Consider the following 12988-nt stretch of genomic DNA (forward strand, 5'->3'; position numbering starts at 1 on the left):
TGAGCACACGAGTCATCCGAAAGTCTCAACTGCGAAATATTTCCTTCGGACCCGGGTCTACCGGGAAACCTGCCCTTGCTTTCACAGGCGAAGCCCCCAGAGGTCGTCTGAGGGCTCGCTGACCTTCGGATTCGATGGCACTAATCTGGAGTCGCTGACGGCTGAGAGGCGCAATGTAGGCGGTGACCACGGCTGTTTGCCACGCGGACTGCGTCTCCAAGGGCTCGCGTCAGGTCTTGGGTCAAGAGGCGGAGTTCAGCCGGATCTAGATCATCGTCGGCGAGGACTTCGAGGGCATGGCCCAGGAGGTCTGTACCGATGCCGAGTTGGGCGGCCTCAGCGTTGTCAGCAAGGCGAGATATATAGCCAGCGGTCTCGTCTGCGCTCAGGAAGCAAGGTTTACCGTCCGGGCCCGACCAGGGCAAGAGTCGCAGCTCATTGTGGGGTGTCATCGTTCCGCCCTCCTGGCTTCGGCCATGTGGTGCGTGGTGAAGACTGCGTCGGCTCGGTCGCCGGGGAGGGACAGGAGGGCCGCCTCGACCACGCGGCCGGTGGTGTCGGTGGCCACGCGTGTGATCGATAGGACGGCCAGGGTTGAGCCGATGCGAAGGGTCGTCGCTTCGTCTGGAGTGGGGAGGCGGGTGCTTACCGTTTCCTGGACCACGGCCAGCGGTGGGCGCAGGTATGGCAGTCGTGCGGCTAGCAGGCCTTCCGGGACGTCAGCCGGCGCCAGGTCTCGCGGTATGTAGATGCGAGCCAGGCTGTGCGGTGTCTTCCCCTCGTGGGTGAGGCACAGGAATTCCGTCAGGGGACTTCGGGGCGAGACCCGGAGGAGGGTGGTCAGGTGACCGTGCGCTCCCAGGTTGGTGGTGCGGATGGTGGTGTGGAGCTCCCCCTCGGCCGCGGTCAATGCGCACGGCGTGGATCCGCCGCCGACGTACCTGGCCCTTCGGAGCGGGTGGCGGACGAAGTTGCCGCTGCCGTGGATCTTCTCTACGAGGCCTTCGGCCTGGAGGAGCGCGAGGGCGTTCCTCAGGGTGGGTGTGCTGACCGCGTAGCGGGTGGCTAGTTGGGCTTCGGAGGGGAGACGTTCGCCGGCCTTCAAGTGGCCCTTCGAGATCTGATTCCGGAGGTCGTCCGCGATGGCGTGGCGGCGGGACGGTGCGGGTTGGGTCACCAGTTCCTCCGCATCCGGAGGGCGATGAAGCGGGTTCGGGCGTGCATGGTCAGGAGTTCGCCGGACTCGAAGCAGAGTCGCTTCGCGCTGGCGGGGAGTTGGATCAGGTCGATGACGCGGCATGGTTGGCCGCCGATCTGGATTACGTCGCCGCGTTGGACGGTGGTCGAGGTGATCTCGACGTTTGTGGCGAGGGCGCCGCTTGGGGTCCATCCGTTCACTGGGCCACCTGCCGCGGTTCGGGACGGTCGTTCGGGGTGTGGCAGGGGCAGTCGCAGGCCTCGTAGATCACGGGGACGCCTACCGGAGCCGTCGCGGGGGACGACTGCGCGCACTCGTGGTGGGTGCCGATCGTGCAGGAGCTCGACCGGTAGGGGGCGGGGTCCGCAGCAGGCGGTAATGCCGGCCGGAGGGGGCGCCCCCTGGTGCGGGCGGTTGTGGGGACCATACGGTTCGACATGCTGATCAGCTCCTATCGCTGATGGCCAGGTCCCCGGACGTCGCCCGTCGCGGGGACCGCTTTGCGTACGGCGGCCCAGAGGGTGCGGCCGGTCAAGCTGCTGGCTAGGAGCCCGAATCGGTCGGCCTCCGCCACCACTTCCAGGACCTCCCGCCATGTGGAGGCGGGCAGTGCTTCCGGTACCTCCGCTTCGATCGACGTGTAGCGGGCGTGCTCCTCCACTCGCGTGGTCAGAGCCAGGGCAGACAGTCGGGCGGCGATGCTCTCGGCTCTTGAATCCGAAGCGGGCACCGAGGGCCTCCGTCGCCGAGTGAACACGTTGAGTGAAGCTAGTTAACTAGATTAGAGCTAGTGGACTAGATTTTCTACATGCCTGAGCAGCCGCCTTATCTCCGTATCGCCGACGTACTGCGGCAGCGGATCGCGGAGCATGACTGGAACGTTGGTGACCGGCTCCCCTCGCGGACGCAGATCGCCGAGGAGTGTGGCGTCGGCGAGAACGTCGTTCGTCGGGCGCAGGAGCTCTTGATCTCCCAGGGTGTGCTGGAGGGGCGAGCGGGCTCGGGTACGTACGTCGCGGAGCCACGGCAGCGGGTGCGAGTTGTTCGGTCGTCCGCTCGTGAGCAGCCGGGTGGTTCTCCCTTCCGTGCAGACATGCAGGCCTTGGGCAGGCAGGGGAACTGGGAGAGTCGGACCGAGGCGAAGGTTCCCGCGCCGGTCGAGATCGCCACGCGTCTCGGGATCTCGGTTGGGGAGCTGTGCGTGCGCACGGTGTACGAGTTCCTTGCCGATGGCAGGCCGGTGCAGCTGTCGACGAGTTGGGAGCCGTACGAGCTCACCGCCGGCACGCTCGTGGTCCTGCCCGAGGGTGGGCCACATGCTGGCGCTGGCGTCGTGAACCGGATGGCCGTCATTGGGATCACGGTCAGCCACGCCGTTGAGCAGCCGGAGCCGCGGCAGGCGACTGCCGAGGAGGCGTCGCTTCTCGGGATCCAGAAGGCTGCCCTGGTGACCCACATCCGGCGGACCTACTACAGCGACCAGGGGCAACCCGTGGAGACGGCCGACATCGTCATTCCCGTCGCACTGTGCGAGGTCGTGTACGAGATTCCGATCAGGAGCTAAGGGCTGTCACGTGGAGGGTCGGCGGCTGGGCGCGGCCCAGGGAGTCAGACCCGGACGGCATGATGTCCTCCGTGACGAACAGCGCAGACCTGCATCCTGACCGGATACCGGGGTACGACGGCGGCCCCCTCACGCACGGGGTGGGGTTCCTGGAGGAGCACTTGTTCTGGCTAGGGCACCTCTACTCGTGTGTCCATTCCGAGGAAGCCGAAGAACTGCTCTTCGGCGCCGACTACGACGCGGCAGGGGAGTTCCAACGGCGGTTGTGGGAGCAGGCCAAGTGGCCGACCTTCACCATCCCCCTTGCCGGTGATCACCGTCTCCACGTCGTCTATCGCACCTTCGCGGACGATGCCGGCACCGACTACCTCCTCCACCACCCCGACTGGGAGAAGGCCGAGCGCCTCGCCCAGGACGACGGGCACTTCATAGGGCCGGGCCTGTCCTGGCCTGAGCTGGCGGCCGCTGCGGACAACGCGCTGCCGGGCGGGAGCAACACCGACCCCCACGCCCGGCTCCTACTCCTGCTTCCTGCGTTGGGCGACGACGAGCTACCCGAAGATGCCGTGGACCGCCTGGCGGCCGCGCTACGCGCTTATACGAGCGTGGAGGACCCCGAGGCCCTCGGAACCATCCTCCTGGACGCTCAGGGGGCGACGGGCCCCGCACGCTGGACAACAGACGGCCGCGGTTGCGCCGTCAACGATGGCGAGTACTCCTTCCGCAACCCCGCCAACCACTTTGCGCTGCCGGCCGATCGACTGTCCCGGGTGGCAGCCGCGCTCGCCCCTTGACCCGTGTGCGCCCTATCGACCCGGTGTCCTGGCGCGTGTCTCCCGCGTGCCCGATCGGAGGGGGTCGTTGAGGGCATAGCGGGGAACAGCAGCGAGAGAGCAGGGAACCGGCAGGTCAGCGAGTTGGCTGGTCAGGGTGAGTGCGCGTACGCGATCTTCCAAACTAGCTACGCGGGTTCGATTCCCGTCACCCGCTCTCGATTGACTCAGGGCCAGGTCAGAGGAGTTCTCCTCCGCCTGGCCCTGATGCGTTTCCCGCCCCTGCGATCAGCCGTCCGTGCCCCGCATGCCCCGCGCCGCGTGCGCGCCCCACGTACGATCGGCGCACATCGTCCAGGGGGTCTGGCGGGTGGGCGGTGGGTGGGCGCGGTCAGAGTTTGATGTTGGCGATCATCGTGGCCAGCGAGTTGAGGAAACGGTTCACGTCGTCCGAGATCGAGCTGGACGCCAGGAAGAAGCCGAAGAGGGCCGCGACGATGGCGGGTCCGGCCTTGATGTGGTTGCCGCGGATCAGCACCACCAGGATGACCCCCAACAGAACCACCACTGACAGCGAAATGGCCACAACTGATCACACCTTCGGTCGTCCCCTGGTCGGCCCGGGGCGTGCGGCCACGCACACCCACACGGACCATCCTCCCACCAACGGGCCCCGCCTATCCGCCCCGTGACGAATCGCCATCGTTCCGTTTCCGCCGACCGGTCCGGAGGGCGGGTCAGGCGAGGCCGAGGAGTGAGCGGACATATGCGTACTTGGCAGACAGGCGCTCCCGCGTGGGGCCGTCCAGTACGGACAGGCGCGCGGGATCGGCGTTGTGCGCGAGGTCGGCCTCCTTGACCAGCAGGGCGCCCGGGGTCGCGAGGATCCGGGCCGCGTACTGCTCGACCGGTTCGCCGGGGCGCTTGGTGACGGCCAGGACGATGTCCTTGACGGGCTGCGGCAGGGCGGCGGAATCCAGCCAGGTGAGGCTGAGCGCCTCGTCCTCGATCGCGTCGTGCAGCCAGGCCGCCGCCTGCTGGTCCGGGCTGCCGCCGCGCAGGCGGACTCCCTCGGCCACGGCCGCGAGGTGCTCGGCGTAGGGCCGGCCGGCCTTGTCGGTCTGGCCCTCGTGCGCGGACCGGGCCAGGGCCTCGACCTCGATGAGGGTCAGGGGGCTGCTCGTCATGCGATCTCCCTTGCCGCTGTCCGGAGGGCCTGCGCGACCCGGTGTACATCCGCCTGCGTGGTACGCCAGTTGGAGAACGCGGCGCGCAGGGCTGCGGTTCCCTCGTGGACGGTCGGGGTGACGAACACCTCGGCGGCCGCGGCCTCGCGCAGGGCGGTCAGCCGGGCCGGGGTGGGGTCGGCGGCGAGGGTGAAGCAGACGACGTTGAGGCGGACCGGGGCCAGCAGGGTGAAGGCGGGGTCCGCGGAGAGCTCCTCGCCCAGCCCGCGGGCGCAGGCGATGTCGCGTTCGACGATCTCCCGGTGCCCCCGGCGGCCGTACGCGCGGAGCGTGAACCAGGCGGCGAGCGCGCGCAGCCGACGGGAGTTCTCCGGGGTGAGGTGGACGAGGTCGGGGTGGTCGGCGAGGGGGCCGAGGTAGGCGGCGGAGTTCTGGAAGACCCGGGCCTGGAGGTCGCGCCGGCGGGTGAACTGGACGGCGCTGTCGTAGGGGACGTTGAGCCACTTGTGCAGGTCGACGCAGAGGGAGTCGGAGGCGTCGAGGCCGGCGGCGAGGTGGGCGTGGTCCGGGGAGAGGGCGGCGAAGGCGCCGAAGGCGGCGTCGGTGTGCAGCCAGAAGTCGTGGCGCCGCTTGAGGGCGGCGACGGCCCGGAGGTCGTCGAAGTCGACGGTGTTGACGGTGCCGGCGTTGGCGACGACCACGGCCGGTCCGGGGGTGTCGGCCAGGGCCCGGTCCAGGGCGGCGGGGTCCACGGCCTCGCGGCCGGGCAGGGTCGGGACCTTGACGAGGCTGCGCCGCCCCAGGCCGAGGACGGCGAGGGCCTTGGCGATGGAGGAGTGCGGGGCTCCGGAGAGCACCCGTACGGGGCCGAGGGCCGCGGCGCCGTCCTCGGCCGGGGAGACGCCGAGGCGTTCGCCGAGCCATTCGCGGGCGATGGCGAGGCCGGTGGTGTTGGACATGGTGGCGCCGCTGACGAAGGTGCCGGAGTGCTCGGGCGAGAGGTGGAAGAGCGCGCGGAGCCAGCCGACGGTCTCGCGCTCGAGGTCCTGGCCGGCGCCGTCGAGGGCGGAGTTGGAGTTCTGGTCGTGGGCGGCGGTGAGCCAGTCTCCGGCGAGGGCGGCGGGGGTGGCGCCGCCGGTGACGAAGCCGAGGTAGCGGGGGCCGGCGGAGGCGGACAGCCGCGGCTCCCAGCGCTCCCGGAAGGCGGCGAGGGCGACCTCGGTCCCGCCGCCGTCCTCCGGGAGGGGCTCGGCCGCGCTGTCCGTGCCCGGCTTCCCGGGGGGCGGTACGACGGGACGCGCATCCAGGGCTGCGAGGGCGTCGGCGGCGGCACGGCGGGTGGCGTCGAGGAGTTCGGGGAGGCGGGCGAGGTCGGCGGCGAGCGTGCGGTCCATGGGGGCACGGTAGGCGGCGGCGCGGGCGCGGGGGCGTGCCAATCGGCACCAGGTGGCCGGTGCCGCTCGGCCGGGCCGCTCGGCCGGGCCGGATCCTCCCGGAGTCGAAGCCGGGGGGGGGACCCGCGGGCGGAACCCCGGCCCGCCGCGACCGCTCGCCGCCCCCGGCCGGGGGAACGGCGGCGGAGTCTTGTTGACCGAGGCCCCTGGCCACCCGGCCGGGGCGCGACTCCGGAGCCCTGCTGGCCAAGGGGCGCACTCCGGCCCCGGGGGGAGGTCTATGCCGCGCGGGGCGGAGGACCCGGCGCCCCGGCCGACCGCCCCAGTCGGCGTGTGCCGTCGGAGGTACCCGCGGCAAGGGCGGTGTCGCTCATGGCTGAGGACGCACCCGGGGGCAGTGCCGAGCGCCGGCAGGCCGGAGGCGTCCGTGGCGCGCGGGGCAGAGGGGGTAAACCCCCGCCCCCGAGTTGCCGCTTCGCCCCGGCAAGCCGGGGGCGGGAAGCACCGGTCCGGCGTTGCGGCGGCCCCGGCACCGGCGGGCCGTCCGTGGTCACCCGGGCCCGGGGCCAAGCCGCGGACCCGGCCACCCCGCCCCGGGGCGAAACCCGGGCCCGGCCACACCGGCCCGCCGCGACCGCTCGCCCCGGCCAGGGCCCCTGGCGGGCCCGGTGGCCGCCGGGCCCGCACCTGCCACCCCGGCCGGAGCTCGGCAGGCCGTTCCCGGCGGTTGGGGCCGGGGGTTCCGTGCACAATCCGGGCAGGCGATCCCCCGGGCCTCGACGGGCCGCTTCTGGCGGCCGGAAACCGGGGCTGGGGGCTGGGGTCGGGGGCTGTGGGGCCGGGGCTGAGGGCCGGGGCTGGGGCTGGGGGGCTGCAGACCGGGAGCCGGGAGCCGGGAGGCCGCAGGCCGGGAGGCCGCAGGCCGGGAGGCCGGGAGGCCGGGAGGCCGGGAGGCCGCAGGCCGGGAGGCCGGGAGGCCGGGAGGCCGCAGGCCGGGAGGCCGGGAGGCCGGGAGGCCGCAGGCCGGGAGGCCGGGAGGCCGCAGGCCGGGAGGCCGGGAGGCCGGGAGGCCGGGAGGCCGGGAGGCCGGGAGGCCGCAGGCCGGGAGGCCTCAGGCCCGGGAGGCCGCAGGCCGGGAGGCCTCAGGCCCGGGAGGCCTCAGGCCGCAGGCCGGAGGCCCCACGCCGCAGCCCCGGATGTCCCGGCGGGTGGCCGGGTGGGGGCCGGGTTATGGGGAGCGGCGGATGAGGAGGAGGGCTCGGTCGTCGTTGACGTCCTTCGCGACCTTTTCGATCAGGTGCCAGGCCGCGCCGTCCCAGCCCGAGGCCACGTAGCGGTCGGCTTCGCCCGTGAGGCGGTCGATGCCTTCGCTGATCTCGCGGTCGGCCGTCTCGACCAGGCCGTCGGTGAAGAGCATCAGGACGTCCCCGCGGCGGAGGTTGCCCCGGGCGGGGGTGAACTCGGCGCCGTCGTAGACCCCGAGCAGCGGGCCCTCGCCGGTCTTCTCCTGCCAGCGGCCCGTGCCCGCGCAGAGCTGGAGGGCCGGGAGGTGGCCGGCGGAGAGGAGTTCGTAGTCGCCGGTCTGCAGGTCCAGGACGAGGTGGATGGAGGTGGCGAAGCCCTCGTCCCAGTCCTGGCGGAGCAGGTAGCCGTTGGCGGCGGGCAGGAAGCCGTGCGGGGGCAGCGCCCCGAGCAGGCCGCCGAACGCGCCCGAGAGGAGGAGGGCGCGGGAGCCCGCCTCCATGCCCTTGCCGGAGACGTCGGTCAGGACGATCTCCAGGGTCCGGCCGCCGTTGGTGCGGGCGGCGACGACGAAGTCGCCGGAGAAGGACTGCCCGCCGGCGGGGCGCAGCGCCATCTCGCGGTGCCAGCCGCGCGGCAGGGCGGGCAGTTTGCTCTGGACCCGGATCCGCTCGCGCAGGTCGAAGAGCATGGTGCCGCCGCGCCGCCAGGGCACGCCGACGCGGCTGCGGAACTGGGCGATGACCAGCCCGAAGAATCCGCAGGCCGCGACCACGAGCACGGTGCCGGGGGTGACCCGGGCGGGGCCCTGGGTGTAGGGGCCGAGGACGAGGGCCTCGACGATCAGCGCGGCGGCGGAGGCGGCGTACAGCGCGAGGAGGCTGGCGGGGCGCAGCAGCAGCCCGCCGGCCACGATCGGCAGGACGAGCGCCGAGGGGGAGAACCAGACCGGCAGCATGATCGTGCCGCAGGCGATGGCGGGGATGGTGAGGAGGAGGCCGGCGAAGGCGAGCCAGTCGGAGGCGTCCCCGCGGAAGTAGTCGACGGCGGATTTGCGCAGGGAGGTGCGGGCCCGGTGCGAAAGCATGCGCATCCGGGCCATGACGGTGTCCACGCGTGCTCCGGCCATTGCTTCGGGACCTTATCCATCCCGGCTGTGGATGCGCAGGGGTACCCCTGGTCCCGGGGTCCCACGGCGGCGGAAATCTCTTCGACCGGGACCGAATGCCCTGATAGGGATGGCCTTATGGCACTTGAGATGCGTGTGTTGCAGTGGGATGAGTGGGATGTCTGGTTCGGTCAGCTGGAACTGGCGTTCGGCGGAGTGCCCGAACTCGCACAGGGCCGGGAGCTCTACCGTTCCTTGACCGAACCCGAACGTTCGCTCGGCGTCTGGGACGGCGAGCAGTGCGTCGGCTCGGCCTCGGCGTTCACCTTCCGCCTCTCGGTTCCGGGCGGGGCGCGGGTGCCCGCGGCCGGGGTCACGATGGTGGGCGTCTCCCCCACGCACCGGCGGCGCGGCGTGCTCCGCTCGATGATGCGGCGGCTGCTGGACGACGTACGGACGGCCGGTGAGCCGCTCGCCGTGCTGACGGCCTCCGATCCGGCGATCTACGGGCGTTTCGGCTACGGCACGGCGGCGTACGCCCTGGCCGTGGAGATCGACACGACCCGCGTCCGGCTCTCGGTGCCCCCGGGGACGGACGAGGTGTCCGTGCGGCTCGTCGACCCGGAGAAGGCGCTGGCCGACTGCGAGCGGGTGTACGCGGAGCTGGTCTCCCGGCGGCCCGGCATGCCGGCCCGGCAGCCCGGCTGGGACCGGTTCGTGCTCTCGGATCCCCCGGAGGGCCGGGACGGCGCCTCCCCGCTGCAGTGCGTGGTGGCCGAGGGCCCGGACGGCGAGATCGCCGGCTACGCCCGCTACCGGGTCAAGCCGGAGTGGGACTACTCCGGCTCGGAGGGCAAGGTCGAGGTCGTGGACCTCGACGCGCTCGACCCGGCGGCGACGGCGGCGCTGTGGCGCTACCTGTTCGGGATCGACCTGACCTGGACGGTGCGGGCGGGCCGGCGGCCGGTGGACGACCCGGTGCTGCACCTGGTCAGCGATGTGCGGCGGTCGAAGCCGAGCGTGCGCGACTCGCTCCACGTACGGCTGGTGGACGTGGCGGCGGCGCTCACTGCGCGGACGTACGCGGCTCCGCTGGACCTGGTGCTGGAGGTGGAGGACGCGTTCTGCCCGTGGAACGAGGGGCGGTGGCGGCTGGTGGCCGACGGGGAAGGTGCCGCCGTCTGCACGCGGACCGCGGAGCCGGCGGACCTGGAGCTGTCGGTGCGGGAGCTGGGCTCGGCGTACCTGGGCGGGACCGCGCTGGCCTCGCTGGCGGCGGCCGGGCTCGTCCGCGAGCTGCGCCCGGGCGCCGTGGTGCGGGCCTCGCGGGCCTTCGCCGGGGACGTCGCCCCGTGGCTGCCGCACGGCTTCTGACGGCCGGCCCGGCGGGGCGGCCCGCACGGCTTTCTGACGGCCGGCCCGGCGGGGCGGCTCCGCCCCGACCGCCGCTAGCGGGTCTGGCAGCCGGGGCACCAGAAGAGGTTGCGGGCGGCGAGGTCGGCGGTGCGGATCTCGCTGCCGCAGATGTGGCAGGGCAGGTTGGCCCTGCGGTAGACGTACACCTCGCCGCCGTGGTCGTCGACCCGCGGCGGCCTGCCCATCGCCTCGGGCAGGTGCTCGTCGCGGACGGTGTCGATCCGGTTGTTCCGGACGCCCTGGCGCATCAGGACGGCCAGGTCCGCCCACAGGGCGTCCCACTCGGCGCGGGCCAGGTCCTTGCCCAGCCGGTACGGGTCGATGCCGTGCCGGAAGAGGACCTCGGCCCGGTAGACGTTGCCGATGCCCGCGACGACCTTCTGGTCCATGAGCAGGGCGGCGACGGTGGTGCGGGAGCGGGATATCCGCTTCCAGGCCCGGTCGGGGTCGTCGCCGGCCCGCAGCGGGTCGGGGCCGAGCCGGTCGTGTACCGCCTTCTTCTCGCCCTCGCCGATCAGCGCGCAGGCGGTGGGTCCGCGCAGGTCGGCGTAGTGGTCCTCGTTCAGCAGCCGCAGCCGGACCGTCTCGGCCGCGGGCGGCGCCGGGGCGGGGCCGAAGCCGAGCTTGCCGAACAGGCCGAGGTGGATGTGGATCCAGGCGTCGCCCAGCGCGAGGAAGAGGTGCTTGCCGTGCGCCTCGGCCGCCTCCAGCTCGCGCCCGTCGAGCAGGGCCGCGCTCTGCGCGAAGCGGCCCTGGGGGCTGCTGACACGGACCGGTCGGGCGGCGAACCGCTCGGTGTGGTCCTGGGCGAGGCGGTGGATCGTATGCCCCTCGGGCACGGCGAACCTCCTGGGAAGGAAAACGGCCGCGCCGCCCCGGCGGGGACGGCGCGGCCGGAAGCGGAATCAGCCCTGCGGGTGGTGGGCCGGGATCGGGGGCAGCTCGCCGGTCTGCTCGTACGCGGAGAGCATCTCGATGCGGCGCGTGTGGCGCTCCTCGTCGGAGTACGGGGTCGCCAGGAAGGCCTCGACGAAGCCGACGGCCTCTTCCTGGGTGTGCATCCGGCCGCCGACGGAGATCACGTTGGCGTTGTTGTGCTCGCGGCCCAGCTTCGCGGTCTCCACGCTCCAGGCGAGGATCGCGCGGACGCCCTTGACCTTGTTCGCGGCGATCTGCTCGCCGTTGCCGGAGCCGCCGATGACGATGCCGAGGCTGTCGGCGTCCGCGGCGGTCTTCTCCGCGGCGCGGAGGCAGAACGGCGGGTAGTCGTCCACCGCGTCGTAGATGTGGGGCCCACAGTCGACGGGCTCGTGGCCGTTGTTCTTGAGCCAGTCCACCAGGTGGTTCTTGAGCTCAAAGCCTGCATGGTCGGATCCGAGGTACACGCGCATGGTCCGAGTGTGGCACGAGGGGGCCCGGCAGCCCGCAACCGGGTGTCGCGTAAGTCACTTCTCAACCTCAAGTAAACCCAAAGAACGCAGATGGGACAGGGCAGGACCAAGGTCCCGGACGTTCGCCCCTTCGCAACGATCCGGATTGAGGCCTTCCGTCCTGCGTTCATCTCAGGTTTGAATGCCGGGGCCTCGCAACCCGAGAACCTAAGGATCCGTCCATGAGCTCCACGACGACCCTTCAGAAGGCAGGAGACCCCGCCGGTAACCCCGGTCAGGGCCAGCCCTCCGACGGTCTGAAGGCCGGTCTCAAGAACCGCCACCTTTCCATGATCGCCATTGGCGGCGTCATCGGCGCCGGCCTCTTCGTCGGCTCCGGTGGCGGCATCGCCAAGGCCGGCCCCGCCATCCTGATCTCCTACGCGCTGGTCGGCGCGATGGTCGTCTTCGTGATGCGGATGCTGGGCGAGATGGCCGCCGCCAGCCCGAACTCGGGTTCGTTCTCGGCCTACGCCGACCGCGCGCTCGGCCGCTGGGCCGGCTTCTCCATCGGCTGGCTGTACTGGTTCTTCTGGGTCGTGGTGCTCGCCGTGGAGGCCACCGCCGGTGCCGCCATCCTGGAGAACTGGATCCCGGCCGTCCCGCAGTGGGCGTGGGCACTGATCGTGATGGCGGTCCTGACCCTCACCAACCTCGGATCCGTCGCCTCGTACGGCGAGTTCGAGTTCTGGTTCGCGGGCATCAAGGTCGTCGCCATCGGCGCCTTCGTGGTCATCGGCATGCTGGCCGTCTTCGGCGTCCTGCCGGGCTCCGACAACCCCGGCGCGGGCTTCGCCCACCTGACCGACGCGGGCGGCTTCTTCCCCAACGGCTACGGCGCGGTCCTCACCGGTGTGCTGATGGTCGTCTTCTCCTTCATGGGCAGCGAGATCGTCACCCTCGCCGCCGGTGAGTCGGAGAACCCCCGCAAGGCGGTCACCCGGGCCACCAACTCCGTCATCTGGCGGATCGGCGTCTTCTACCTCGGCTCGATCTTCGTCGTGCTGACGCTGCTCCCGTGGAACGACAAGTCGATCACCGAGAAGGGCTCGTACGTCGCCGCCCTGGACTCGATCGGCATCGCGAACGCCGGCACGATCATGGAGGTCATCGTCCTGACCGCCGTGCTGTCCTGCCTGAACTCGGGCCTCTACACCGCCTCCCGCATGGCCTTCTCGCTCGGTGAGCGCGGCGACGCCCCGAAGGCGTTCGCCAAGGTCAACGCCAAGGGCGTGCCGGTGGCCGCGATCCTGGGCTCCACGGTCTTCGGCTTCGTCGCCGTCTACTTCAACTACGCCTTCAAGGACACGGTCTTCAACTTCCTGCTGAACTCCTCGGGTGCCATCGCGCTCTTCGTCTGGCTGGTGATCTGCTTCACCCAGCTGAAGATGCGCGGGATCCTGGTCCGCGAGGCCCCGGAGAAGCTGACCGTGAAGATGTGGCTCTTCCCGTGGCTGACCTGGGCCACCGCCGCACTGATCATGTTCGTGATCGGCTACATGTTCGTGGACGACGCGAACCGCCAGGTGGTCACCCTGTCCACGCTGGTCGCCGGCCTGGTCGTGGCCGTCGGCGTGGTGCTGGACTTCCGCCGCAAGCGGGCCGCCGTCCAGGGCTGACCCCATTCCGTCCCGCACGTACGCCGGAGCCCGGCCCGCCTCGTCAGGCGGGCCGGG

The 12988-nt window shown here is 71.7% G+C and carries 14 protein-coding genes; 4 read left to right on the forward strand and 10 right to left on the reverse strand.

Translation table 11 applies throughout. The features are described 5' to 3' along the window. Window positions 1-140: 140 nt before the first annotated feature. The 4 genes from AB0D66_RS05215 to AB0D66_RS05230 form a co-directional block, all read right to left on the reverse strand. Window positions 141-452 (reverse strand): hypothetical protein, encoded by a 312-nt coding sequence (locus tag AB0D66_RS05215; RefSeq protein ID WP_362296878.1) that lies wholly within the window; start codon window positions 450-452, stop codon window positions 141-143. Next, on the reverse strand, window positions 449-1177 hold the full coding sequence (locus AB0D66_RS05220; protein ID WP_362296881.1) for a GntR family transcriptional regulator: 729 nt from the start codon (window positions 1175-1177) through the stop codon (window positions 449-451). The genes AB0D66_RS05215 and AB0D66_RS05220 overlap by 4 nt, the downstream gene beginning before the upstream one ends. After that, window positions 1174-1398: a hypothetical protein gene (locus tag AB0D66_RS05225; RefSeq protein WP_362296888.1), complete on the reverse strand. Its 225-nt coding sequence runs from the start codon at window positions 1396-1398 to the stop codon at window positions 1174-1176. The genes AB0D66_RS05220 and AB0D66_RS05225 overlap by 4 nt, the downstream gene beginning before the upstream one ends. Window positions 1399-1649: 251 nt before the next feature. Continuing rightward, complete coding sequence (locus tag AB0D66_RS05230) at window positions 1650-1928, reverse strand: hypothetical protein (protein WP_362296891.1); 279 nt, start codon at window positions 1926-1928, stop codon at window positions 1650-1652. A gap of 78 nt (window positions 1929-2006) precedes the next feature. Here AB0D66_RS05230 and AB0D66_RS05235 point away from each other — a divergent pair, with 78 nt between their 5' ends. Next, complete coding sequence (locus tag AB0D66_RS05235; RefSeq protein ID WP_362296894.1) at window positions 2007-2762, forward strand: GntR family transcriptional regulator; 756 nt, start codon at window positions 2007-2009, stop codon at window positions 2760-2762. 71 nt (window positions 2763-2833) lie between these two features. Continuing rightward, window positions 2834-3556: a hypothetical protein gene (locus AB0D66_RS05240; protein ID WP_362296897.1), complete on the forward strand. Its 723-nt coding sequence runs from the start codon at window positions 2834-2836 to the stop codon at window positions 3554-3556. 370 nt (window positions 3557-3926) lie between these two features. Here the strand turns inward: AB0D66_RS05240 and AB0D66_RS05245 are convergent, their stop codons facing one another. From AB0D66_RS05245 to AB0D66_RS05260, 4 genes are all read right to left on the reverse strand, one after another. Then, window positions 3927-4121, reverse strand: coding sequence for a hypothetical protein (locus tag AB0D66_RS05245; RefSeq protein ID WP_362296899.1), 195 nt, complete (start codon window positions 4119-4121; stop codon window positions 3927-3929). A 151-nt stretch (window positions 4122-4272) separates the two neighbouring features. After that, window positions 4273-4722, reverse strand: coding sequence for an HD domain-containing protein (locus AB0D66_RS05250; protein ID WP_362296901.1), 450 nt, complete (start codon window positions 4720-4722; stop codon window positions 4273-4275). Next, window positions 4719-6116 carry a pyridoxal-dependent decarboxylase gene (locus tag AB0D66_RS05255; RefSeq protein WP_362296904.1) on the reverse strand — a complete coding sequence of 466 codons (1398 nt, stop codon included), beginning with the start codon at window positions 6114-6116 and terminating at the stop codon, window positions 4719-4721. The genes AB0D66_RS05250 and AB0D66_RS05255 overlap by 4 nt, the downstream gene beginning before the upstream one ends. A gap of 1228 nt (window positions 6117-7344) precedes the next feature. Further along, complete coding sequence (locus AB0D66_RS05260) at window positions 7345-8487, reverse strand: PP2C family protein-serine/threonine phosphatase (protein WP_362296907.1); 1143 nt, start codon at window positions 8485-8487, stop codon at window positions 7345-7347. 117 nt (window positions 8488-8604) lie between these two features. Here AB0D66_RS05260 and AB0D66_RS05265 point away from each other — a divergent pair, with 117 nt between their 5' ends. Further along, on the forward strand, window positions 8605-9840 hold the full coding sequence (locus AB0D66_RS05265) for a GNAT family N-acetyltransferase (protein WP_362296910.1): 1236 nt from the start codon (window positions 8605-8607) through the stop codon (window positions 9838-9840). 74 nt (window positions 9841-9914) lie between these two features. Here the strand turns inward: AB0D66_RS05265 and AB0D66_RS05270 are convergent, their stop codons facing one another. Continuing rightward, entirely contained in the window at window positions 9915-10721 is an 807-nt protein-coding gene (locus tag AB0D66_RS05270) for a DNA-formamidopyrimidine glycosylase family protein (protein ID WP_362296913.1), read from the reverse strand. 66 nt (window positions 10722-10787) lie between these two features. Further along, window positions 10788-11273 carry a ribose-5-phosphate isomerase gene (locus tag AB0D66_RS05275; protein WP_362296916.1) on the reverse strand — a complete coding sequence of 162 codons (486 nt, stop codon included), beginning with the start codon at window positions 11271-11273 and terminating at the stop codon, window positions 10788-10790. Window positions 11274-11494: 221 nt separating this feature from the next. Here AB0D66_RS05275 and AB0D66_RS05280 point away from each other — a divergent pair, with 221 nt between their 5' ends. After that, window positions 11495-12931, forward strand: coding sequence for an amino acid permease (locus tag AB0D66_RS05280; protein ID WP_362296918.1), 1437 nt, complete (start codon window positions 11495-11497; stop codon window positions 12929-12931). Window positions 12932-12988 lie beyond the last annotated feature (57 nt).

Source organism: Streptomyces sp. NPDC048270 (genome assembly GCF_040652335.1).
GTDB lineage: Bacteria > Actinomycetota > Actinomycetes > Streptomycetales > Streptomycetaceae > Streptomyces.

Bases quoted from the DNA above. Each gene is read 5' to 3' on its own strand.
- AB0D66_RS05215 (WP_362296878.1), bottom strand. From the start codon at position 452: ATGACACCCCACAATGAGCTGCGACTCTTGCCCTGGTCGGGCCCGGAC.
- AB0D66_RS05235 (WP_362296894.1), top strand. From the start codon at position 2,007: ATGCCTGAGCAGCCGCCTTATCTCCGTATCGCCGACGTACTGCGGCAG.
- AB0D66_RS05250 (WP_362296901.1), bottom strand. From the start codon at position 4,722: ATGACGAGCAGCCCCCTGACCCTCATCGAGGTCGAGGCCCTGGCCCGG.
- AB0D66_RS05255 (WP_362296904.1), bottom strand. From the start codon at position 6,116: ATGGACCGCACGCTCGCCGCCGACCTCGCCCGCCTCCCCGAACTCCTC.
- AB0D66_RS05260 (WP_362296907.1), bottom strand. From the start codon at position 8,487: ATGGCCGGAGCACGCGTGGACACCGTCATGGCCCGGATGCGCATGCTT.
- AB0D66_RS05265 (WP_362296910.1), top strand. From the start codon at position 8,605: ATGGCACTTGAGATGCGTGTGTTGCAGTGGGATGAGTGGGATGTCTGG.
- AB0D66_RS05275 (WP_362296916.1), bottom strand. From the start codon at position 11,273: ATGCGCGTGTACCTCGGATCCGACCATGCAGGCTTTGAGCTCAAGAAC.
- AB0D66_RS05280 (WP_362296918.1), top strand. From the start codon at position 11,495: ATGAGCTCCACGACGACCCTTCAGAAGGCAGGAGACCCCGCCGGTAAC.